Raw genomic sequence first — 20,739 nt, forward strand, 5'->3', positions numbered from 1 at the left:
TGGGTCCTGTTCGTGCGGGCGGGCGACCTGCACCTGCGACCGGGCGCTGGCGGTATCGTCGTCGACGTCGACCCGGGAGACCCCCGTCAGGTGCAATCCGCGCGGGGCGTCCCGGAACATCTTCCCGATTCCCTCGTAGCCGGCGAAGACCCTTCCGTAGACCAGGAATTCGGCGTCGGGGGTGAACAGGTCCAGGCATTCGTCGATCTCGTTGGCGTCGAGGGCCAGGGCGTAGCCGGCGAGCAGCTCGCGAATCGCGGCCCGGTCATGCGTCATGCTTCGCCTCCCGCAGGTGCTCGGCGGCGCCGCGGCGCAGGGCGTGCGATTCGGCCGTCAGCGTAATCATCGACAGCCCCAGCTTCGCCATGGCCCGGCCCGTCGTGCCGTCCCCGGCGTGGATGCCGGTCACCAGCCCGGCCGCGGTGGCCGCGCGGTGGGTTCGCACGATGGCGTCCAGGACGGCCGGATGCCTGGTCGCGCCAACGACATCCACGCCCAGCGAGAGCGCCAGATCGGCGGGCCCGACGTAGAGCCCGGCGAGCCCGTCGACGGCGCAGATCTCCTCGAGGCCGGACAGCGCCGAGGCGGTCTCGACCATGGCGAACACGCTGACCCGGGATTCCAGCGCGGCGGTGTCGCGGCCCAGGCTGGCGCGCAGCGGGCCGAAGCTGCGGATGCCCGCGGGCTGGTAGCGGGTGGCTGCCACGGCAGCGGCGGCCTGGTCCGCCGACTCGACCATCGCGATGACGACGGCATCCGCGCCGGCGTCCAGCACGCGGCCGATCGGCGCCGCGTCGGCGTTGGGCAGCCGCACCACAGTGCCGATGGGCAGGTGTTCGATCCGGCGCAGCATGCCGGCGATGTCGGCGTCGTCGAGGTAGCCGTGCTGGGCGTCGAAACCCACGTAATCGTAGCCGGCGCCGGCGAATTCCTCCGGGCCGAGCAGTGTGGGACCGGTGATCCAGCCACCCCAGATCGGGCCGCCCCGGTGCAGCGCCCGCTGCAACGCGCTCCGCGAGTCGTCGGTCACGCTCACTCTCCGATCGCGATCTTGACGCGCTCGGGGACGGGGCGGCAGGCCAACTCGAAGGCGCCCTGCACGTCGTCCACGCCGAACGTGTGCGTCAGATAGGTGGCGAGCAGTCCGGCGTGTTCGGCGGCGAACTTACCGGCCAGCTCGAGCACCCGCCTCCGGTCCAGTGTCACACCGGATTTCAGCGTCAGGTTGTTGCGCAGCATGGCGCGCATGTTGATCGGATAGGCGTCGTCGTCGGCGACACCGAAGTAGAACACCGTGCCACCGGGCGCGGTGGCCTCGATGGCGTGGCCGAGCGTTGCGACCTGGTGACCGACGGCCTCGATGACGACATCGGCGCGGTCACCGGCGGCGAGTTGGCTCGTCCACCGGTCGCTGGTGGCGCGCACCGGGTCGTCGACGCCGAATGCGGTTGCCACGCTTGACCGGTCGACGGGGTCGACCCCGGTGACGCGCCGGGCCCCTGCCGCCTTGGCGACGTAGGAGAACAGCAGGCCGATCGATCCCTGCCCGATGATCGCCACGTGCCTGCCGGCCAGATCCGGCAGCTGCTCGCACGCATAGAGGACGCACGCCAGCGGCTGCAGGCCGACCGCCTGCGCCGGAGTCAGTACCGGGTCATACGGAGCCAGGCCATCGCCGTTGCTGACCACGCGTTCCATCATGCCGTCGAACCCGGAGGCCCAGCCGACAACCCGGTCGCCGGGGCGGTGCGCGGGGTGCCGGCTGGCGATCACCTCGCCGGCGACTTCATGGATGGGGAAGCCGTCCTTTTCGGCCGCGCTGGTCCCGTCGTCGCCCGGGAGACGACCGCGGGCGCCGCGAAAGGCCGGCAGGTCGCTGCCGCACACGCCGGCCGCCATGAACCGCAGCAGGACCTGGCCGTCGGCGAGGCACTCGGGAGTCTTCTCCGCGATCGCGGTCCGCTCGAACTGATAGGGGGCGATGATCCGGTAGGACCACACGTCAGACCTCCACCGGGATGTTGTTCCAACCCCACTGGAAGCTCGACGGCAACCGCCTGGCGGTGTCCGCCTGGATCTCGAACTCAGGAACCCGCCGCAGCCATTCCTGCAGCAGCACAGCGACCTCCAGCCGGGCGAGGTGGTAGCCGATGCAAAAGTGCTGGCCGCGGCCGAAGGCCAGCGAGCGGCGGATGGGCCGGTCCCAGATGAATTCGTCGGGCTCTGGATATTCGCGTTCGTCGCGGTTGGCGGAGGCGAGCAGCGTGATCACCCGCTGCCCGGGCCGAATGGTTTCGCCGTGGATGGTGAAGGGCTTGCGCGCGGTTCGGGCGAACCATTGCGCCGGCGCGCAAAACCGGATCATCTCCTCGCGGGCGACGGGCACGTTGTTGTCGGGGTCGGCACGCACCGCCGCCAGCTGGTCGGGCCGCTGGACGAGCTCCCATAGCCCGTGGGCGACGATCTTGGGCACCGTCTCGGTGCCACCGATGAAGATGCAGAGCATCTGGGTGGCGACTTCCACGTCGTCGAGCGGGCTGCCGTCGGGCAGGCGGTAGCCGAGCAGGCCGTCGACGACGGCGAGCGGCTCGCCGGACTGGTCGGCTCGACGGCGCCGCACCGCGGGCAGCAGGTATTCGAAATAGTTGGGCCGCGCCTCGGCGGTGTCCACCCCGACACCGGGCTCGGCCAGGCTGCCTGCATTGACGGCGGCCAGCACCTCTGGCGCGAGGTCCGTTGAGATGCCGAGCAATTCGCATACGACGGACGCCACGACAATGCCGCCGTAGTCCTGGGTCAGATCGAACGAACCGCGTGGCAACAGTTCGTCGAGCCGGTCGTTGGCCAGCCGCCGGATCCGCGCCTCCCAGCCCGCGACCGACCTGGGGCGCAGCGGCTGGGAGTGTGCGCGCCGGATCTCCGCGTACAGGTCCGTGTCGAACACCGCGTGGAACGGCAGCGGATGCAACGGCGGGTCGTCGACCGGGCCGGTGTTGTGCTTGGCCAGGACGGAGGCCGCCGGCAGGGTGCCTTCCGACGCGACGAACGTACCGTCGTTGACCTCCAGCACCTGCCAGATGTCCTCGAAGCGCGATAGCGCGAAGGTGTCCCATTGCGGCATGTAGTAGACGGGATGGTGGTCGCGCAGGATTCGGTAGTACGGCAGCGGATTCGCCATCACCCGCGCGTCGAAGGGGTCGTAGGCGAAGTCGGTGAAGTCCAGGGCCGCTGGCTGCCCCGTCACTGCAGCGGTGAGGGCGGTAGGGCCTGCAGGATCGAGTCCTCCCAGCCCTCGCGTAGGGCGGGCGCCACGCTCATCCAGGTGACGATCTCGGCGGGCGGGCTGTCCTTCCACGAAGGGTAGTGGTTGGCGAAGCATTCCCAGCCGCCGTCCAACGCCCAGTAGTGGATCACCTCGTTGTAGCGGAAGGTCGTGGTGAACGAGCCCAGCCAGCGCTTGCCGGTGCGTTCCGACCAAGGGACGTAGAGGCGCTCGAGTTCACGGATGTAATCGTCTTGACGCCCCGGCTTGGTTTGCATGATCTCCTGAATCACCAGCGGCGCAGCGAAATTGGCCTCACGCAGTTGGGCGAGGGTCTTGTTGCTGGGCCCGGGGTACATGATTCGGCCCTCGCCGGCGGCGCCGATGTCGGCCAGGAAGGCCGACCATTTGCCCGCCGCGGCCTCGTGGCTGCCGCCGCGTGCCTGGGCGGCCCCGATCCGCGCGTAGTCGTCGAACCCGTCGATCTCCCAGATGATCGTGACCTGCGGCCAGTGGCCGTTGTAGGGCGTGGTCTCCCAGATCGCGAACAGGCGCGCGCCGAGCTCGACCATCATCGGCCGGTAGGTGTCGGAGAAGACCTCGGTGAAGTGGTCGGCGCGGCCGGTGCCCAGCGAAATGGTCTCGTGCAGGTAGAGCAGTGTGTGGCGAAAGTACTTCTTCATCAGTCGAGCCGGACCAACCCCGAGTCGCCGCGACCACAGGTTGCCAAGTCGCAGAGTAGCGTCTCGGTGGAATAGACCGTGGGGCAATCGATTCCGGCCGCCGCCAGCGCGTGGCCCTTGAATCTGAGCGCGGCCGCGCTGAGCCGGTACTGCGCACGGGCCACCCCGCGATCGACGCGCAGTGGCCATCCGGTCGGCGCCTGGCCCCACAACGCGACTTCGGTCATCCGGTCGTCCAGCGACTCCAGCACCTGTTCGCGCACCCGCGCGTCCGCCGCGAACGCCTCGGCGCTGACCGCCAGGCTCTCACTCGTCGCGGCCGGGTCCCTGGTGGCGAAGTACTCCTCCACGTCCAGCGCCTGCACGCCGAGAATCCGCAGTGATCGGGTGTCGCTGCCATCCGGCAGTAGCACGGTTACCCGCCAACCGGCCATCGCCCGGTCATAGAGCCACCCGCCGGCCGATTGGACGACGTCGCGGGCACTCGCCGCGATGACGTCGAGCCGATAGCGCAGACAATCGCCGTCCGCGCGGCCGCGGGCGGCCTTGACCCGGCCGCCATGGCTGATGTCGAACGTGGACGTGACCATTCAATCCGTTCCTCACCGCCGCACCGAAACTGGCGCTTACCGCAACGCTTGTCCTGGGCTGGGGCCGCCTCACGCGGCTCACCGGACAGCGTGACACTTGGGAGCAAATTTGTAAAGGCGCGACCGGTGGTCACGAGTCGCGTCGCGCCTTGAGTTCGGCCAGCACTTCCTCGGTATGCTGCCCGAGTTCCGGTGCCGCAGAACGCGGTGTCCAGGGTGTGCCGTGGAAATCGGCCGGGGTGGCCACCATCGCGACGCCGGCTTCCCCGTCCGGCACGTCGACGATGCCGCCGGCGGCGTGGAACTGCTCGTCGGCGACGACGTCCTCGAGGGCGTTCACCGGTGACCAGAAGAAGTCTGGTTCGGCCGCGAAGACGTGCGCCCATTCGTCGAGGGTCCGGGTGGCGAAGATGGCGTCCAACTCGGCGATCAATTCCGCCGCGTTGAAGAACCGCGCGTAGGCGTCTATGAACCGGGGATCCTCCAGCCATTCCGGATGGCCGACGGCGCGACAGAGCGGCGGCCAGTGCCGGTCGACGTCGAGCCCGACGATCCAGAACCGCCGCCCGTCGGCGGTCGCATAGTTGTTCATGCAGGGGTTGCCCATCGATTCCCGCTGCCCGATCGCGATCGGCTGGCCGGTCAGCAGGTAGGTGTTCAGGTCGAAGCTGACGGTGTAGGCGCCCTGGCGGTACAGCGAGGTGGTCACCAGCTGGCCGGTCCCGGTGCGCTGCCGCGCCACCAGCGCCGCGCAGATCGCCGCTGCCAGCGTCATGCCGGCCGAGTGATCTCCCATGCCGCCGCGCTGGAACGGCGGGGTGTCACCGGGGCGGGTCAGAAGGTGTGCCACGCCGGCGCGCGACCAGAAGGCCGCCACGTCGTAGGCGGCGCGGTCGGCGTCGGGCCCGGTTTCGCCGTAGCCGGTGATCAGGCCGTAGACCAGGCGGGGGTTGTGGGTCGCCACCGATTCGAAGTCCAGCCCCAGGCGTCGTAACGCGCCGGGCCGCAGATTGGTGACGAAAACGTCGGCGTCCGCGAGCAATTCGAACGCGGTGTCGCGGTCCGCCTCCTCCGCGAGGTCCAACACGATGCTGCGCTTGGAGCGGTTGTCCATTTCGAACGGCGGGTTGACGCCGAGGTCGCAGCCCAGCATCCGGCCGAACAGCCGCCCGGGGTCACCGCTCGGTGGTTCGATCTTGACGACGTCGGCGCCCCAGTCGGCCAGGATGCCGCCGGCCGCCGGCCCGGCCACCCATACCCCGAGCTCGATGACCCTGACACCCTCCATCGGTCCCGCCATGCCTAAGTTCCTACCGGTTGGCCGTCCGAAGCGCACGCATCCTTCGGGATTTCATGCCCGCTATCGGCGGAGTCCTGATCTGCCGAACGATGATTCTGCGCGCCGCTGTGTATCGGAATACATGCGGGCATCTGCGACGGCTCGCGGCGGTGAGCCCTCCAGAAGTGCGGGCCGCCGCAACCCAACGAGAAAGGAGACGGTCGTGGCCACAGTTGCGGGCAAAGCGATTCTGATCACCGGTGGCAATCGCGGCATCGGGCACGCGCTGACCTTGGAAGCGTTGAACAGAGGCGCCGGAAGGGTGTACGTGGGTACCCGAAAGGCTTTGCCGGACAACAGCGATCCGCGCGTGACGCCGCTGACCCTGGACATCACCGACCAGGCTCATCTCGAGGCGGCGGCCGGACGGGTCGACTCGCTCGATATCGTCGTCAACAACGCCGGCCTCGCGCTCTACGACGACTTGAGCGACCCCTCGGCGCTGCAGCAGCATCTCGCGGTGAATCTTTTCGGCACCTACGCCGTCATCCGGACCTTCTTGCCGTTGTTGGTGCGTTCCGGGGGATCGATCGTCAACAATCTCTCGGTGAACGCGTTGGCCCCCTTGCCGCTCATACCGGCCTACTCCGTCTCCAAGGCTGCCGCGTTCTCCATGACGCAGTCGCTGCGCGCCATCCTGGCGGGACAGGGGGTTCGGGTGCATGCCGTGCTGACCGGGCCGGTGGACACCGAGATGACCCGCGGCCTCGAGATACCGAAGGCCTCGCCGCAATCGGTGGCACGCGCGATCTTTGAAGGGGTGGAGAACGACGATGACGAAATCTTCCCCGACCCGCTGTCACGGTCGTTGGCCGAGCTCTGGGGCAGCGGCGCCACGAAGGTGCTCGAGCGCCAGTACGCGGCGCTGCTCGATGCGGATCACTGAGCCCGTCCAGGCGTGATCCGGCCCGGCGGACAAAGGTCTAGCCTCACACCATGAGCCTGGTAGCCGGACGTGGTCCGCTCAGTAGTGATCCGGCCGGGCGGTTTTCGCCCCCGCTGCCCGCCGACGTCGTTTTCATCGAGCCTCATCCGCGTCGCGTGCAGGCGTTCCAGGACGGGCGCGCGGTGATCGACACCGAAGGGGCGCTGCTGGTGCACCGGCGGGGGCGCCCGCTCAGCTACGTCTTCCGCGCCGAGGAGGTCAGCGACCTGCCCACCGAACCCGAGCCGGAGGCACCGGGCTTCGTGCACGTGCCCTGGGACGCCGTCGACAACTGGTTGGAAGAGGGCCGCGAACTCGTCCACTACCCGCCGAATCCCTATCACCGCGTGGACTGCCGCCCCACCCGCCGCCGCCTGCGCGTCTCGGTCGCCAGAACGGTGTTGGTGGACACCGACGACACCGTGATCCTGTTCGAAACCTCGCTGGCGCCAAGGCTTTACGTCGATCCGGCGCACGTGCGCACCGATCTGCTGCGCCGGTCGGACACGCTGAGCTACTGCAACTACAAAGGTTTCGCGACGTACTGGTCTGCCGACGTCGACGGCCGCGTGGTGGACGACATCGCCTGGAGCTATGCGGATCCCCCACCGGAAAGCCTGCCCATCAAGGGATTTCTGAGCTTCGACCTCGCCCGGGCGGACGTGGTGGCCGAGCTCCCGCACACCGGCGGCTAGCTCGCCAGCCCGACGATCGCCAGCATGAACAGCACCCCGCCGAGTGTGCATGCCAGGGTCGCCGCGGTGCGATGGCCGGCATGTGCCCTCGGCAGGATGTCGGCGCTGGCCAAATACATCAGGAAGCCCGCGAAAAACCCGAGATACACCTCGAGCAGGCGATGGGGAATCGTCACCGCCAGCGTGAGAGCCGCCCCGGCGACCGGTGCCACGGCGTCGGCGCCGAGCAGGGTCAGGGCCCTCCGCCGGTCGTTGCCGTAGAGCGATGTGACGGTGTAGGTGTTGAAGCCGTCGGCGAAGTCGTGGCCGATCACCGCGACCGCCACCACCGCGCCCGCGGCCGCTCCCGCCTGGAATGCGGCGCCGATGGCGAATCCGTCCATGACGCTGTGGCCGATCAGACCCGACGCGGCGAGGATCCCGATGCCGGGCGCATCCGGCTCACCGGCATCCTCCGATCCGTCACCGCGATGGATGCCCACCGTGTGTTCGATGACGTGCAGGACCAGAAAGCCGAGGACGAACGTGAGCAGCGGAGCCGGTATGCCGAAGAGGACCCAGTACTGCCGGCTCAACGCCTCCGGCAGCAGGTCGAAGCCGACCGCGCCGAGCATCAGCCCCGCCGCCAACCCCAGCACCAGATAGCGGTAGGAACCGATCCGCAACGCCGCATAACCACCCAGCAGCGTGGTGATGAACGAGCCGAGGGCCACGAGAACAACCACTGCGGGCCCACCTCTCTGCGACCGGTACCGGTGAAAAGGTAGCGCGACACCCGGCGATCGGCGACCCGGCGCACCCGCGAGTCGGGGCCGCGAAAGTGCCGCTAGCGAAGCGCTTCTGAGCTAGCCGCCGTAGCTGGGGCGTCCCAGCTTGAGCTCGTGCTGGGCGATCATGTTGCGGAAGACTTCCAGGGTGCCGCCGTAGATCCCCAGCGGCAGCGCCAGCCGGTAAAGATGTTCTGCCGCACCGTCGGTGGCCGAGCCCGCAGTTTCGGTGGGCAACGCCGACGCTGTCCCGAGGATGTCCATCAGGTCCGGCGTGACGTCGCGCATCGTCTGCGCGATTGCGACCCGCCCGAACATCCCGGGGGCGCTCAGCGCCGCCTCCATCCGGGCGACGTCGCGCCCGAGCCGGTATTTCACCGAGTCGTCATCCAGCGGCCGCCGGCCGTCGGGGCCGGGTTGAGCGGCGACCGCCACGACGGTGTCGACGACTTCGGCCATCAGGTCGCCGTGCGCCGACATCGCGGCAATGTATTGCAGGCCATGGTCTTCCGGGTCCACGATCCCGTGCTCGGAGTCCAGTGCCGCGCGCATCACCGTCCAACCGCCGTTCACCTCGCCGATGCGGTAGCGATCGTCGACGCGGACGTCGCTGTAGTAGACGATGTTGGTGCGGTCACCGTCCAGGGTGCGGATGCCCTGGATCTCGATCCCGGGCGAGTCCAGCGGCACCAGAAACATGGTGAGGTTCCTGTGTTTGCGCCCCTGCGGGTCGGTGTTGGTGAGCAGGAAGACGTACCGGGCGTTTTGGGCGTTCGACGTGAACATCTTGGAGCCGTTGATGATCCAGCCGTCGCCGTCGCGCACGGCGCGGGTCTTGCAAGTCGCGACGTCGGAGCCGCCTTCGGGCTCGGTGTAGCCCAGGCAGAGCCGGATCTCGCCGGCGAGCACACCGGGCACCACCTGGTCGGCGAGCTCCGGCGCCCCGAATTGGCGCACCAGCCGTGCGACCACGGATGTGGTGCCCCAGTGATACCACGGCGTGTGGGCCCGGGCGATCTCGAGCTGGAAAATGCGCCGGCGGACCGGGCTGAACCCGCCCTCGGACTCCAGCTTCCAGTCCGATTCCAGGTAGCCTGCCTCGCCCAGCGCCAAATGCACGTGCTCGTCGAAGTTTTCGCCGAACTCCAGCTGACGATGGAGCACCTCGTCGGTGACATGCTTCGCGATGAACGCCCGGGTCTCGTCACGGAAGCTCTGGTCCTCGGGTGAGAGTTCGACGCGGGAGAAGTCCATCAGGCCGCGTCGATCACCAGGGTGCGGAAGCGGTCGAGGGTCTCGAGGGCATGGGCCATGCTGTCACCGGGCAGGTGAACGCTGACCCACGTCACGCCCAGCTTCGCCAGCTTGTCCAAACCGTCGAGGTAGGCGTCCGCGTTGAAGTCGTCGTCGGTGATGCTGCCACCCTCGAAGTTGGTGAAGGTGATGTCGATCGCCGACCAGTCCCGGCCCGCGGCATCGCAGCGCCGCCGCAGGTCCTCGATGCCCTCGCGCAGGCGTGCCGCCGAGTCGATGACGGCGGTTCCCGCCGTCTGGGCCAGTTGGGGCGGCGCCGGAAACGGGCACCAGCCGTCACCGTACTGCGCCACGCGCTGGCGTGCCGACGACGTGTTGCCCCCGATCCAGATCGGCGGGTGCGGGTCGCTGACCGGCCGGGGGTGCGCGGTGATCCCGCGGGCACTGAAATGCCTTCCCTCGTAGGTGATGTCGTCTCCGGTCCAGACCGCCCGGATCACCTGCAACGCTTCCTCGAACAGCTCGGCCCGCTCGTCGTAGCTCACGCCGAGCGCGGCGAACTCCCGCTTGAGGTACCCCACACCGACCGCGAGCGTGAACCGGCCGCCGGAGAGCAGATCCAGCGTGGCGCCAGACTTGGCCACCACGAACGGATTTCGATACGGCAGCACCACGATGTTGGGGATCAGCCGCAGCGTGTTCGTGGTGGCGGCCGCGAAACCCAGCGCGACGAAGGGATCGAGCGCGTCGTGTCCGCCGGCCTCCAGCCACCGCTGCGACGGCGCCGGGTGATCGGTGAAGCCGAACCCGTGGATGCCCGCCGCTTCGGTGGCGGCGGCCACCTTGCCGATGCCGTCGCCGCTCACCAGCTCCGGGTTGTACGGGTGGCTGTGCATCGGGTGGGTGATGGTGAAGCGCATGACCGGGACCAGCCGCTAGAACCGTGCGCGGGAGTCGATCGCCGTGTCGCTGGTGCGCAGCGGCCTGATCAGCGCCTCTTGGGCGAAGGAGCACAGCAGCTCGCCCTCCTCGGAATGCACCGTGCCGCGCACGTAGGACATTCCCGCGCCGACCTGGGTGCTCTCGTGGGTGTAGAGCAGCCAGCCGTCCCAGCGAACCGGTTCGTGGAACGCCACCGAGATGCTCATCGGGGCAGTCGACACCGTCAGGTGGGCCTGGGCGGTGCCGATGCCCGGGTGCGCCCGCATTGTGGTGGAGATGCCCAGGTGGCCGGTGAAGTAGGCGAGCAGCGCCTTGGCCAGGTCGTCCCGTTCCGGAATCGGGTCGTAGTGCAGCCACGCGTGCAGTTCCGGGGGCCCGACCTCGTCGGGGCTGTTGACGTCGACGACGTCGACCAGGCGCAGTTCGCGCCCGACCATCGGCATGGGCGAGGGGTTGGCGCCGGCGGGCCCGGTCACGTCGGGGCGCGGCAGGTGATGGCGGATGACGTCGCCGGTCGGGACGTCGGCCAGCGCCGTGATGCTCAGGCAGCGCCGCCCGTTCTGCTGCACGGCGACAACCGCGGTGGCGGTGGACCGGCCCTCGGCGACGACGTCGAGGACGAGCTCGATGGGCGGACCGACGGTCACGGCGCGGGAAAACACCGCGTGCGCCGAGCGCACCGACTTGTCCGGGAATCGCTTGGCAACCGCGACAATCGCCTGGGCGAGCACCTGGGTGCCTTCCACCACCTGCCGTTCGTCGCCGCCGGCTATACCGGTGTCGCCGGTGAACCGGTCCTGCCCGTCGGCCTGCACGTCGAACAGATCCAGCAGGCCCTGCACCGTCCACTCAGTCTGCTCAGAATCCGTGGTCAAGTCCCGCTCCACCTCTCGCGCTAGCAGCTTTGGGCTCAGCGTGACACTTTGAGTAGGATTTGTAAAGCTTGGCTAATTAGGCCGCGGCACGACGCGTCGACGCACCGACGGAAAACACACGGAGGCAACGCAATTGGGCATCGTGACCAGCACCTCGGAGACCGCATTCACCCAGTCCGCCGAGACCGTCTACGACTTTGTCACGAATCCGGAGAACTGGACCAAAACCTATCCCGGCAGCGCGCACATCGGCGGCCTCCCGGAGCTCCCGCTGCGGGTCGGCGACACCTGGGAGGAGGCGGGACCGGACAGTGACCGGATCTTCACCTGGCAACTGGCGGCCGCCGTGCGCCCGACGCTCTTCGTGTTCACCTCGATCGGGCGACTGGGGCACGACCGGGACGGGAACGGCGGAATGGAGGGCCGCATCACGGTGGCGTACCGGTTCACCAGGCCGGGCCAGGACGTCACGCTGTTCTCGCGGACGATGACGATCGAGGCTTTCAAGCACGCCCCGCTGCCGGATCAGCTCTTTCAGCAGGTCAATCCCGCGAAGATCGACGCGTACCACGAGGCCGTCGCGGGCGAACTCGCCAAGTCGCGAGATTGACACCGATACCCGCGGTGCATGACACTTTGGCGGTGTTTTGTAAAGCGGTGGAGGGGGTGCGCGGATGATTCCCGAACCGCTGGCCAACAGCTTCTGCTTCGGCGAGGGCCCGCGCTGGTTCGAGGGGCTGCTGTGGTTCTCCGACATGCTGGGCGAGGCCGTGCACACCTCGACCATGGGTGGGTCGGTGACCACGCTGCCGCTGCCCGGGCACTCGCCTTCGGGACTGGGTTTCCGGCCCGACGGATCGCTGCTGATCGTCTCGGCCGAAGACCGCAGGGTGCTCCGCTACGACGGTGAGACGGTCGACGTCATCGCCGATCTCGCCGACCTGGCGCCGGCCAACCTCGGCGACATGGTCATCGACGACGCGGGCCGGGCCTACATCGGGTGCCAGGCGCTGCGCGGCGGTTGCATCATCCGGCTGGACCCGGACGACAGCGCCCGCGTCGTCGCCGAAGAACTCGACTTTCCCAACGGCATGGTGATCACGCCCGATCGCCGGACCCTGATCGTCGCCGAGTCGATCGGCCGGCGGCTGACCGCGTTTACGATCGATGAGGACGGCGGGCTGGCCGACCGCCGCGTTTTCGCCGAGGGCCTCGACGGTCCGCCCGACGGCATCGCGCTCGACGCCGACGGCGCGGTGTGGGCGTCGATGACGCTGGCCCACCAATTCGAGCGGATCATCGAGGGCGGCGCCGTCACCGACCGCATCGACATGGGTGAGCGCGTCGCCATCGCCTGCGCTCTCGGCGGCCCCGAGCGCCGGACGCTGTTCCTGTTGTCCAGCACGGACGCCTATCCCCAGCGCCTGGTCGGGACCCGGCTGTCCCGGCTGGACGCCGTCACCGTGACCACCCCCGGCGCCGGCCTGCCCTGACGAGAGATTGAGGATGACCGACTCCTACTACGAGCTCGTCGACGGCGCCGACCCGCTGGGGGAGAAGTTCCGGGCCACCGACCTGGCGCGCGGCACCTGGTCGGCCGCGATCCAGCACGGCGGGCCGGTGTCCGCGCTGCTGGTCCGCGCCCTGGAGCGGTGCGAACAGCGCGACGACACCCGCCTGTCCCGCGTCGTCATCGACCTGCTGGGCGGGGTTCCCGCCGAGGGTGACCTGTGGGTCAACGCGCGGGTGCAGCGCGGGGGCAAGCAGATCGAACTGGTCGGGGCCGAGATGCTGGCGCCCGGTCCCGACGGGGAGCCCCGCCCGGTGGCGCGCGCCAGCGGCTGGCGGTTGCAGACGCTGGACACCCGGGAGGTGGCCCACGCCGCGCCCGACATGCCCGCGCCGCGCAGCGAGGCACGCGACCGCAACCTGACGGCGCGGGACTGGGACCGCAACTACGTGCACAGCCTCGACTGGCTGTGGCTGACGGAACCGCTCAGCGAGGGCCCGGGCGAGTCGTGGATTCACCCGACCGTGGACCTGGTGACCGGCGAGAGCATGACACCGCTGGAGCGCCTGTTCGCCGTCGCCGACTGCGCCAACGGCATCGGCAGCAAGCTGGACATCAGCCGATGGACCTTCCTCAACACCGATCTGGCCGTGCACGTGTTCCGGGTTCCCGACGGGGACTGGATCGGCATCCGCGCCGAGACGAGTTACGGCCCGGACGGCGTCGGCACCACGGTCGGCACATTGTTCGACGAGCAGGGCGCGGTCGGGGCCATCCAGCAGTCCGTCCTGGTGCGCCCGCGCCCGCCCAAGTCCGGCCGGGGAGCGAAATGACCTTCCACCACTTCGTAGAGTTGCAGATATGAGCCGGCCGGCCCAGACCGCAGAACCTGACACCTCGACGCGTCAGCGGATCCTCGACGCCACCGCCGAGGTGCTCGGCCGCAACGGCAAGACCAAACTCAGCCTTTCCGACGTCGCCGCCCAGGCGGGGGTTTCCCGCCCGACGCTCTACCGCTGGTTCGCGTCCAAAGAGGAACTGCTGTCCGCCTTTTCGAGCTACGAGCGGCAGATCTTCGAGAGCGGCCTGGTGCGGGCCACCGCGGGCCTGAAGGGGGTCGACAAGCTCGACGCCGTGCTGCGGTTCATCGTCGAGTACCAGCACTCGTACTCCGGCGTCCGCATGGTCGACGTCGAGCCCGAGCACACCATCGCCCAGTTCTCCGGGGTCATCCCGCAGATGCGGGAGGGCCTCCAGCGCCACCTGCCCGGACCCAACGCCGCGGTGAAGGCGGCGACCGTCATCCGGATCGCGATCTCGCACTACATCGTCCCCAGCGACGACGCCGATCAGTTCCTGGCGCAGCTGCGGCACGCGGTCGGCATCAAGCCGCCGTCCGATTAGTCGAGCTGCACCGCGACCTTGACGCGGCCCTTCTCGTCTCGGCTGGCGCTCGCGTGTCCGGTCCGGTCCGCGCCGTCGAAGTTGAGCAGCGTGATCGGACCGCCCTCGCCGAGAAAGTTCCGCCACCAGGTCTTGTTATCGGGCGACATGACGTTGATGACGATGCCGTCACCGGAGCGGCGGTAGCCGACCGGGGTCTGGATCGTCTTGCCCGAACGCCTGCCGACGTAGCGAATCTTGATCAGCCCGCGTCGTACCAGTCGCCCGACGACGGGCGCGTCGATCATGCCGTTGAACAAGTTGTTGACGACTCCGACGATGGGCGTGTCGAAGATCCCGGATGCCATGGATCCCAGCTTATGTCAGGCGGCGCAAGAACGATCAGTCGAACAGGACCGCGGCGTTCAGGTAGCCGGTCGGGTCCAGCGCGGCCTTGATCGTGCGCATCGCCGCGACGTCCGCGGGCTCGCGGGACATGCCCAGGTAACCCCGCTTGCGGGTGCCGACGCCGTGTTCGGAGCTGACGTTGCCGCCGGATCGCGCGATCAGTTCCATCATCGGCCTGTACAGCGCCTCCTCCCTCTCGACTTGGCAGCGCAACACGTTGAGGTGCAGGTTGCCCTCGCCGATGTGGCCGAACAGCACGGGCAGCGCCTCCGGCGCGTGGGCGTCGATCAAATCGACTGCCTCCGCAGCGAATTCGTCGATCGACGACAGTGGTAGGGAGACGTCGAACTTCAGCGGCGGCCCGTACACGCCGAGCACCTCGACGAGTGATTCACGCACCTGCCACAACCGCTGCTGCGCGGCGACATCCACGCCAACCGCGGGTTCGGAGGACATTCGCGCGCCGTCGAGCAGGTCCGCGAGCCGGTCGGTCTGGTCGTGGTCGGCGGCCAGTTCCACCAGCAGCAGCCAGTCGCCGTCGACCGGTGAGCCGACCCCGAGGTGCTCGCCGGTCAGCGCGGCGGCCCGGCCGTCGATCAGTTCCAGCGCCGCGATGCCGTCGACGTCCCGGAACGTCCGGCCGGCATCGATCAGCGCCGCCAGGTCGTCGAACCCGCAGATCGCCGTCACCCGCCGCGCCGGGGTGGGGTGCAGGCGCAACTCCAGCGCGGTGATCACCCCCAGGGTGCCTTCGGCGCCGACGAACAGCGCCGACAGGTCGTAGCCGGTGTTGTCCCGGCGCACCCGGCTGTGGCGGCGCAGCAGCGAGCCGTCGGGCAGCGCCACCTCGAGGCCGACGACCTGTTCGCCCATGTTGCCGTAGCGGACCGTGCGCAGCCCGCCGGCGTTCGTCGACGCCATCCCCCCGACCGTCGCCGTGTCCCGCGCGGCCAGGTCCACGCCGAACAGCAGGCCGGCGACCCCCGCGGCCCGTTGCACCGCGGCCAGAGTCGCGCCCGCGCCCACCTGAATGCGGCGCTCGACGGTGTCGACAGGGTCGAGGGCGTGCAGCCGCTCGGTGGACAGCAGGACATCGTCGTGCTCGGGGACGGTGCCCGCCACCAGCGACGTGCGCCCGCCCTGCACGGTCACGTGGGACCCGGCATCCCGGCAGACCCGCAGCACCTCGGCGGCCTGTTCGGCCGAGCCGGGGCGCACCAGCGCACTGGCCCGGCCCCGATAGCGGCCGGTGTGGTCGACGCTGCGGCCCGCGAGCACATCGGGATCGGTGACGACGTGGTTCGATCCCACTACCTCGGCCAGGCTGCGCAGCATGCTCGCGGTTATAGCACCTCACGCCGGGGCACGGAAACAGCCCTCGAAATGACCGTTTTCAATCCCGACGGTATGCATGAACGAGTGGGCGACCACGGGTCCGACCATCCGAAAACCCGCTTCTCGCAACGCTGTTGACAGCTGGCGCGATTCCGGACTCACCAGCCGGCCATCGCTGAAGGTTCGGAGCCGATGGTGGCTGTGGGGTCGATGCTGCCAGGCCAGACGCGACAACGAGTGCGTCGATAACAGGCGGGCGTTGTGTAGCGTGGCTTCGATCTTGCGGCGATGGCGAATGATCGACGCATCGGTCATCAACCTTTGCACGTCGCCGGGCGTCATTGCTGCGACCGCCGCCGGGTTGAAGCCGTGGAACGCCTTGCGCAGGTTGTCCCGCTTGTCGAACACGGTCGCCCACGACAGGCCGTTCTCGAAGTAAGTCAGCACCAGCGCCTCGAAGAGCAAGGCCTCGTCGTGTGTCGGTGTTCCCCACTCGTGATCGTGATACGCGGTCAGATCGCGGCCCGTTTGGGTGGCCCACCGGCAGCGGGTGACGCCGTCGGGACCGGGTATCACGCTGGCAAGGTGGGTCGGCACGCCGACGCCGGCCATCGCCCTCACGACACGACCCTAGCCCCGAGGTACCTCGGCGAATCCCGGTTCACCCGCGTCGACGACGGAATTGAACCGGATCCGAGTTTCCAGACGTTCGTTGATCTCTTGGATCGCGCTGTCGGGAAGCGTTGTGACATCAAAGTTCTCGCGGATGCGCGGCGGTGAAACCGATGCGGTCAGAACCGCGCTGCCGCGCTGGATGCCCCAGGCCAGCAGCACTTGGGCGGGCGTCTTGCCGAGCCGCCGCGCGATCGATACGACGAGAGGGTCCTCAAGCAGCCGCGGTTCGAGTGCGTGCCCGAGTGAGGCGAAGGCCAACAAGATGATGCCGTCGGTCTCGCGCAGCTGGTGCAGCTCCCATTGGGGGTGGTACGGGTGCGACTCGACTTCCACGACCGCCGGCTTGATGCGCGCGGTCTCGATGATCTTTCTGGTGCCGTCGGCGTCGATGTCCGAGAGGCCTATTGCCCGCGTAAGGCCCTCGTCGACAAGGTCTTCCATCGCCGCCCAGGTTTCCGCCAGGGTGACCCCGTCGTCGTAGACGACGGCCCCGTGAATGTCACGGGGGTCTTGGTCGTCGCCCGGCTTGAAAGCGAACGGGGTGTGCACCAAATACAGATCGACCGCGTCGAGCCCGAGCCTGTCCAGGCTGGCTCGCAGGGCGGGCCGCACCCGCTCCGGTCGATGGTTGTTGTTCCACAACTTGGTGGTCACGAACAATTCCTCGCGGCGGACCGCTCGTTGCGCGAACAGATCTTTGAGGGCCGCACCGACCTCGGCTTCGTTCCGATACCGCTCGGCGGCGTCGAGGTGACGGAACCCCGCTTGGACCGCGGTCTTTACGGCATCACGCGTCTTGGTGTTGTCGGACAGCGAGGTGCCGAACCCGAGCGCCGGGATCGCGCCGCTCCCGTCGTTCAGCACGAACCTGCGTTGACTGAGACTTTCATTCGGTGCCATGGCGTTCGGACTCCTTTGTTTTCGACGGATCTACCGGGTTGGTCAGCAGGGCGACGGCTTCGGACGTGGTCCAAACGGCGCTGGCGAGGAATCGGAAATTCACCAAAGCGGCGAGGTAGCCGTCACATTCGGGCAGGCGCGGGCCGGCCGTGGCATCCTTGACGACGGCCACCTCGAAGCCCTGCTCGATGAGTTCGCGGAGATGGCCTTCGACGCACAGGTTGGCGGCCATCCCCGCCAGGACGACCTGGCTGACCCCGCGCTTGCGCAGCTGAAGCACCAGGTCATTCGATTCCGGGCCTACGATCTTGTGGGGTGAGGCGATGACGGTCCGGCCGTCGTGAATGTGGTTGCGGTAGGCCGGCAGGAAATCGGCGCCGGAGCCCACGAATCCGTCTGCCGCGTAGGCGCTTTGGCGCGCGAACATGCCGGCGGAGTCCATGAACTTCTCCAGCGGATCACCGAACCGCCACTTCTTGTCGGTGGGAAAGAAGTAGTGCGGCGACACCGCGACGGTGATGCCCGCCCGTTTCGCGGCGTCGAGCAACTCGCCGATATGGGCGACGACGTCGTTGTCCCGGACGCCGTCGCCGAACACCTGCCATGCGGCGCCCGCCGGGCTCAGGAAATCGATCTGCGGATCGATGAGAACCAGCGCGGCGCGGTCGAGGTCGAGCTCGAAGCCGGAAGCGGGCAGCCCAGGCGTCTGGGGGTCGGCGTCTCTGGTTGGCTCCGGCATGGCGCGTCCTCGGGGTCGGAAGGGGTGGTCCCTCGATAATAAATGACCAGTCGTCTATTTAACAAGCGGCGCCCGTGAACGATTCCGCCGCCGACCACATCAGTGCAGAAGCGCCTGGACCGTCGTCGCCTCGAATCGGTCGTACGGGGCCCTACTGCGGGTCACCTTCCCCCGCAGGGCCGCACCTTCCCACGCCTCGATCAGTTGGGAGGCGAGTTCGGGAGCGGCGAGGTCGCGACGGACGCCACCGGAGCGCCGCTGCCCGGACCGCACACACTCGGTGAGGGCGGCGCCCCAGCGATCGAGAATGCGCACGAGTTCGGCGCGCACCGGCTCGCTCGAACCGCCCAGCTCGAGCGACAGGTTGCCGATCAGGCAGCCAAGCAGGAAATCGCCGGCCTCGTGCTCGTCGGCAAGGGCATGGAAGAAGCGGGTGATCCGGTCCTGTGCCGGACCGGCTTCGTCGAGGATCGGCAGCAGGCGCGCCTCGATGTCGGCCCAGTAATGCTCGAGGATCGCCGCCGCGAACGCTTCCTTGCTTGGGAAATACGCGTAGAACGACCCCTTCGGGACGCCCGCCGCGTCGGTGATGTCCTTGACACCACTCGCGGAAAATCCCCGAGCGTGCACCAGTTCGAGCCCCGCGGCAAGGAGGCGACGGCGCACCTCGGGATTCGGCGGACGCGGCATTCCTCGATGGTAGCCGACCGGTCGCCTATCTTCGACGGTCTAGAACGCCTTGTGCGGCACGTCGGTCACCAGCCCGCCGTCCATGACGAACTCGCTGCCAGTCGAGTAGGACGACTCGTCGCTGGCCAGGAACAGGATGAACGTCGACACCTCCCGCGACTCGGCCGGGCGGCCGAGCGGGATCGTCACCATGTCGTCGGGCAGGTGCTGTGTCATCGGGGTGCGGATGAAGCCGGGGTGCACCGAGTTGACGCGGATGTTGTGCGGCGCCAGCTCCAAAGCCGCGGACTTCGCCAGGCCGCGCACCCCCCACTTGGAGGCGACGTACGGGTGCACCATTGGCGCGCCGCGCAGCCCCTCGATGGAGGACACGTTGATGATCGACCCGCCGCCCGCGGCGATCATCGGCTCGACGGCCGCCCGCATGCCCAGGAAGGTTCCGGTCAGGTTGACGTCAATCACCTTCTGCCACTTGGCCAGATCGAAACTCTTCAGCGGTCCGAGCGCGACGGTCCCGGCGTTGTTGACCAACACGTTGAGCTTGCCGAATTCGCTGACCGCGGTCTCGACGGCGGCCTCCCACTGGTCGGGCTGGGTCACGTCGAGGTGGACATAGCGAACGGCGTCACCGATTTCGTCGGCGACGGCCTTGCCCTCGTCGTCGAGGATGTCGCCGATCACCACCTTGGCGCCCTCGGACGCCAGCAGCCGCGCATGCTCGGCGCCCATCCCCCGGGCGCCCCCGCTGATCAGCGCAACCTTGCCATCTACCCGTCCCACAGGGACTCCTTTCGATTTAAGTGCTCACCAAAGTGGTTGGTGCGTAAAGGCCTTTGCCGGTGACCAACGGCAGGTCGAGCGTGGTCCGAATGCCGGGCGGTGCCGCGATGACCGCGGGGATCGCATTGACGATGCGGCCCGCGGCGCCGGCGATCGCCGCGTGGTTGTGATCGCCCTTGCGGCTGCTCGGGATGATGTCGACGGCGTACGACGGCTCCCCGGTGATCTCGACGCGGTAGGAGCCGTCGCCCGCGGCGGGCTGAGGCAGGTCCGGCCGCAAGTCGGGCCGCAGCCGGGTGACGTGCTCGATGACGATCGCGGGGTGGCCCTTGACCATGCCGCGGATCTCGAACTGCAGCACCGCCACGGTGCCCTTGGCGACCCGGCCCACCGCGATATCGAAGTCCTCCGGCGCCGGCTCCCGCTGGTAGGACTCGGTGATCTCGTCGACCTCGATGCCCAGGCCGGCGGCCAGCTGACGGATCGCAGTGCCCCAGGCGATGCTGAGGATGCCCGGTTGCAGCAGCATCGGGATCTCGTCCATCGGACGGCCAAACCCCATGTAGTGCATCACCTCTGCGCCGTCGTAACTCGCGTAGTCGTGAATCTCCATGCAGCGCACCTGCTCGACGCGCTGGCAGGTCCCGGCGAGGGCGAACGGGATCAGGTCGTTGGCGAATCCCGGGTCGACACCGCTGATGAAGATGCTCGAATTGCCTTGCTTGGCAGCGTCTTCGACGCGGCCGATGTACTTGTCGGGCATCACGCCCCACGGGTATTGCAGCAGCCCGGGCGAAGAGCCGACGACGTTGACACCGGCGGCCAGGATGCGCATGACGTCGGCCATCGCCTCGGGCAGCCGGGTGTCGCCCATCGCGCAGTAGACGACGCACTCGGGCCGGGTGGCCAGCAGCGCGTCGAGGTCCGAGACGGCCGTCACCCCGGTGACCACACCGGGTTCCAGGGCGACGCCGCAGAGTTCACCGG

Annotated in this window: 25 protein-coding genes; 6 read left to right on the forward strand and 19 right to left on the reverse strand. The window is 68.5% G+C overall.

Going from position 1 to position 20,739, the window contains the following annotated elements:
* From A5704_RS12470 to A5704_RS12500, 7 genes are all read right to left on the reverse strand, one after another.
* Window positions 1-276, reverse strand: a 276-nt coding sequence (locus tag A5704_RS12470) for a nuclear transport factor 2 family protein (protein WP_067889256.1), incomplete at its 3' end; no start/stop codon positions are given.
* On the reverse strand, window positions 266-1,030 hold the full coding sequence (locus tag A5704_RS12475) for an HpcH/HpaI aldolase/citrate lyase family protein (RefSeq protein ID WP_067755439.1): 765 nt from the start codon (window positions 1,028-1,030) through the stop codon (window positions 266-268). The genes A5704_RS12470 and A5704_RS12475, both read right to left, overlap by 11 nt.
* Before the next feature lie 2 nt (window positions 1,031-1,032).
* Window positions 1,033-2,001, reverse strand: coding sequence for a zinc-binding dehydrogenase (locus A5704_RS12480; protein ID WP_067755443.1), 969 nt, complete (start codon window positions 1,999-2,001; stop codon window positions 1,033-1,035).
* A gap of 1 nt (window position 2,002) precedes the next feature.
* Window positions 2,003-3,178: a cytochrome P450 gene (locus tag A5704_RS12485; RefSeq protein WP_067755488.1), complete on the reverse strand. Its 1,176-nt coding sequence runs from the start codon at window positions 3,176-3,178 to the stop codon at window positions 2,003-2,005.
* Between the two features lie 62 nt (window positions 3,179-3,240).
* The gene (locus tag A5704_RS12490) at window positions 3,241-3,945 is read right to left on the reverse strand and encodes an NIPSNAP family protein (RefSeq protein ID WP_067755446.1); all 705 of its coding nucleotides are present in this window, start codon (window positions 3,943-3,945) and stop codon (window positions 3,241-3,243) included.
* Window positions 3,945-4,535 carry a hypothetical protein gene (locus tag A5704_RS12495; protein WP_067755448.1) on the reverse strand — a complete coding sequence of 197 codons (591 nt, stop codon included), beginning with the start codon at window positions 4,533-4,535 and terminating at the stop codon, window positions 3,945-3,947. The genes A5704_RS12490 and A5704_RS12495 overlap by 1 nt, the downstream gene beginning before the upstream one ends.
* Window positions 4,536-4,665: 130 nt before the next feature.
* Window positions 4,666-5,835 carry a CaiB/BaiF CoA-transferase family protein gene (locus A5704_RS12500; protein WP_067755450.1) on the reverse strand — a complete coding sequence of 390 codons (1,170 nt, stop codon included), beginning with the start codon at window positions 5,833-5,835 and terminating at the stop codon, window positions 4,666-4,668.
* Between A5704_RS12500 and A5704_RS12505 the strand changes: the two genes are divergently transcribed.
* Both A5704_RS12505 and A5704_RS12510 read left to right on the forward strand, forming a co-directional pair.
* Complete coding sequence (locus tag A5704_RS12505) at window positions 5,804-6,760, forward strand: SDR family NAD(P)-dependent oxidoreductase (protein ID WP_231969072.1); 957 nt, start codon at window positions 5,804-5,806, stop codon at window positions 6,758-6,760. The genes A5704_RS12500 and A5704_RS12505 overlap by 32 nt on opposite strands.
* A 50-nt stretch (window positions 6,761-6,810) precedes the next feature.
* Window positions 6,811-7,494: a DUF427 domain-containing protein gene (locus tag A5704_RS12510; RefSeq protein WP_067889245.1), complete on the forward strand. Its 684-nt coding sequence runs from the start codon at window positions 6,811-6,813 to the stop codon at window positions 7,492-7,494.
* On the opposite strand, the gene A5704_RS12515 is transcribed toward A5704_RS12510, so the two are convergent.
* The 4 genes from A5704_RS12515 to A5704_RS12530 form a co-directional block, all read right to left on the reverse strand.
* Complete coding sequence (locus A5704_RS12515; RefSeq protein ID WP_067755474.1) at window positions 7,491-8,219, reverse strand: ZIP family metal transporter; 729 nt, start codon at window positions 8,217-8,219, stop codon at window positions 7,491-7,493. The two genes, A5704_RS12510 and A5704_RS12515, sit on opposite strands and share 4 nt — an antisense overlap.
* Window positions 8,220-8,339: 120 nt before the next feature.
* A complete protein-coding gene (locus A5704_RS12520; protein WP_067755478.1) occupies window positions 8,340-9,515 on the reverse strand; it encodes an acyl-CoA dehydrogenase family protein in 1,176 nt (391 codons plus the stop codon).
* Window positions 9,515-10,435 carry an LLM class F420-dependent oxidoreductase gene (locus A5704_RS12525; protein ID WP_067889248.1) on the reverse strand — a complete coding sequence of 307 codons (921 nt, stop codon included), beginning with the start codon at window positions 10,433-10,435 and terminating at the stop codon, window positions 9,515-9,517. Before A5704_RS12525 ends, A5704_RS12520 begins: the two co-directional genes overlap by 1 nt.
* Window positions 10,436-10,450: 15 nt before the next feature.
* Window positions 10,451-11,332 (reverse strand): acyl-CoA thioesterase, encoded by an 882-nt coding sequence (locus tag A5704_RS12530; RefSeq protein ID WP_369827113.1) that lies wholly within the window; start codon window positions 11,330-11,332, stop codon window positions 10,451-10,453.
* A gap of 133 nt (window positions 11,333-11,465) precedes the next feature.
* On the opposite strand from A5704_RS12530, the gene A5704_RS12535 reads away from it, so the two are divergent.
* The 4 genes from A5704_RS12535 to A5704_RS12550 all read left to right on the forward strand — a co-directional run bounded on the left by A5704_RS12535 (window position 11,466) and on the right by A5704_RS12550 (window position 14,246).
* Window positions 11,466-11,942, forward strand: coding sequence for a polyketide cyclase (locus tag A5704_RS12535; protein WP_067755485.1), 477 nt, complete (start codon window positions 11,466-11,468; stop codon window positions 11,940-11,942).
* Between the two features lie 64 nt (window positions 11,943-12,006).
* A complete protein-coding gene (locus A5704_RS12540; RefSeq protein WP_067889251.1) occupies window positions 12,007-12,825 on the forward strand; it encodes an SMP-30/gluconolactonase/LRE family protein in 819 nt (272 codons plus the stop codon).
* Between the two features lie 13 nt (window positions 12,826-12,838).
* A complete protein-coding gene (locus tag A5704_RS12545) occupies window positions 12,839-13,675 on the forward strand; it encodes a thioesterase family protein (protein WP_067755215.1) in 837 nt (278 codons plus the stop codon).
* Window positions 13,676-13,703: 28 nt separating this feature from the next.
* Complete coding sequence (locus tag A5704_RS12550) at window positions 13,704-14,246, forward strand: TetR/AcrR family transcriptional regulator (protein WP_067270068.1); 543 nt, start codon at window positions 13,704-13,706, stop codon at window positions 14,244-14,246.
* On the opposite strand, the gene A5704_RS12555 is transcribed toward A5704_RS12550, so the two are convergent.
* The 8 genes from A5704_RS12555 to A5704_RS12590 all read right to left on the reverse strand — a co-directional run.
* Window positions 14,243-14,593 carry a hypothetical protein gene (locus A5704_RS12555; protein WP_067755218.1) on the reverse strand — a complete coding sequence of 117 codons (351 nt, stop codon included), beginning with the start codon at window positions 14,591-14,593 and terminating at the stop codon, window positions 14,243-14,245. The genes A5704_RS12550 and A5704_RS12555 overlap by 4 nt on opposite strands.
* 34 nt (window positions 14,594-14,627) lie before the next feature.
* Window positions 14,628-15,968, reverse strand: coding sequence for an FAD-binding oxidoreductase (locus A5704_RS12560; protein WP_067755222.1), 1,341 nt, complete (start codon window positions 15,966-15,968; stop codon window positions 14,628-14,630).
* 18 nt (window positions 15,969-15,986) lie between these two features.
* Window positions 15,987-16,580 carry a DNA-3-methyladenine glycosylase I gene (locus A5704_RS12565; protein ID WP_067755346.1) on the reverse strand — a complete coding sequence of 198 codons (594 nt, stop codon included), beginning with the start codon at window positions 16,578-16,580 and terminating at the stop codon, window positions 15,987-15,989.
* 18 nt (window positions 16,581-16,598) lie between these two features.
* Window positions 16,599-17,543 carry an aldo/keto reductase gene (locus A5704_RS12570; RefSeq protein ID WP_067755225.1) on the reverse strand — a complete coding sequence of 315 codons (945 nt, stop codon included), beginning with the start codon at window positions 17,541-17,543 and terminating at the stop codon, window positions 16,599-16,601.
* Window positions 17,530-18,282, reverse strand: a complete 753-nt coding sequence (locus A5704_RS12575) for a cysteine hydrolase (protein ID WP_067889254.1) — start codon at window positions 18,280-18,282, stop codon at window positions 17,530-17,532. The genes A5704_RS12570 and A5704_RS12575 overlap by 14 nt, the downstream gene beginning before the upstream one ends.
* A 99-nt stretch (window positions 18,283-18,381) precedes the next feature.
* On the reverse strand, window positions 18,382-18,972 hold the full coding sequence (locus A5704_RS12580; RefSeq protein WP_067755231.1) for a TetR/AcrR family transcriptional regulator: 591 nt from the start codon (window positions 18,970-18,972) through the stop codon (window positions 18,382-18,384).
* Window positions 18,973-19,011: 39 nt separating this feature from the next.
* Window positions 19,012-19,752 carry a glucose 1-dehydrogenase gene (locus A5704_RS12585; RefSeq protein WP_067755234.1) on the reverse strand — a complete coding sequence of 247 codons (741 nt, stop codon included), beginning with the start codon at window positions 19,750-19,752 and terminating at the stop codon, window positions 19,012-19,014.
* 16 nt (window positions 19,753-19,768) lie between these two features.
* The coding region (locus A5704_RS12590) for a diacylglycerol kinase (protein WP_067889259.1) at window positions 19,769-20,739 on the reverse strand (971 nt) is incomplete at its 5' end.

Origin of the sequence: Mycobacterium sp. E735, from assembly GCF_001666955.1 — a bacterium.
Classification (GTDB): Bacteria; Actinomycetota; Actinomycetes; order Mycobacteriales; family Mycobacteriaceae; genus Mycobacterium.

Excerpts from the sequence above, each read along its gene's own strand:
- A5704_RS12485 (WP_067755488.1), bottom strand. The coding sequence starts at position 3,178 with ATGGCGAATCCGCTGCCGTACTACCGAATCCTGCGCGACCACCATCCC.
- A5704_RS12490 (WP_067755446.1), bottom strand. The coding sequence starts at position 3,945 with ATGAAGAAGTACTTTCGCCACACACTGCTCTACCTGCACGAGACCATT.
- A5704_RS12495 (WP_067755448.1), bottom strand. The coding sequence starts at position 4,535 with ATGGTCACGTCCACGTTCGACATCAGCCATGGCGGCCGGGTCAAGGCC.
- A5704_RS12505 (WP_231969072.1), top strand. The coding sequence starts at position 5,804 with ATGACCCTGACACCCTCCATCGGTCCCGCCATGCCTAAGTTCCTACCG.
- A5704_RS12500 (WP_067755450.1), bottom strand. The coding sequence starts at position 5,835 with ATGGCGGGACCGATGGAGGGTGTCAGGGTCATCGAGCTCGGGGTATGG.
- A5704_RS12510 (WP_067889245.1), top strand. The coding sequence starts at position 6,811 with ATGAGCCTGGTAGCCGGACGTGGTCCGCTCAGTAGTGATCCGGCCGGG.
- A5704_RS12520 (WP_067755478.1), bottom strand. The coding sequence starts at position 9,515 with ATGGACTTCTCCCGCGTCGAACTCTCACCCGAGGACCAGAGCTTCCGT.
- A5704_RS12525 (WP_067889248.1), bottom strand. The coding sequence starts at position 10,435 with ATGCGCTTCACCATCACCCACCCGATGCACAGCCACCCGTACAACCCG.
- A5704_RS12540 (WP_067889251.1), top strand. The coding sequence starts at position 12,007 with ATGATTCCCGAACCGCTGGCCAACAGCTTCTGCTTCGGCGAGGGCCCG.
- A5704_RS12545 (WP_067755215.1), top strand. The coding sequence starts at position 12,839 with ATGACCGACTCCTACTACGAGCTCGTCGACGGCGCCGACCCGCTGGGG.
- A5704_RS12550 (WP_067270068.1), top strand. The coding sequence starts at position 13,704 with ATGAGCCGGCCGGCCCAGACCGCAGAACCTGACACCTCGACGCGTCAG.
- A5704_RS12555 (WP_067755218.1), bottom strand. The coding sequence starts at position 14,593 with ATGGCATCCGGGATCTTCGACACGCCCATCGTCGGAGTCGTCAACAAC.
- A5704_RS12560 (WP_067755222.1), bottom strand. The coding sequence starts at position 15,968 with ATGCTGCGCAGCCTGGCCGAGGTAGTGGGATCGAACCACGTCGTCACC.
- A5704_RS12565 (WP_067755346.1), bottom strand. The coding sequence starts at position 16,580 with ATGGCCGGCGTCGGCGTGCCGACCCACCTTGCCAGCGTGATACCCGGT.
- A5704_RS12570 (WP_067755225.1), bottom strand. The coding sequence starts at position 17,543 with ATGGCACCGAATGAAAGTCTCAGTCAACGCAGGTTCGTGCTGAACGAC.
- A5704_RS12575 (WP_067889254.1), bottom strand. The coding sequence starts at position 18,282 with ATGCCGGAGCCAACCAGAGACGCCGACCCCCAGACGCCTGGGCTGCCC.
- A5704_RS12580 (WP_067755231.1), bottom strand. The coding sequence starts at position 18,972 with ATGCCGCGTCCGCCGAATCCCGAGGTGCGCCGTCGCCTCCTTGCCGCG.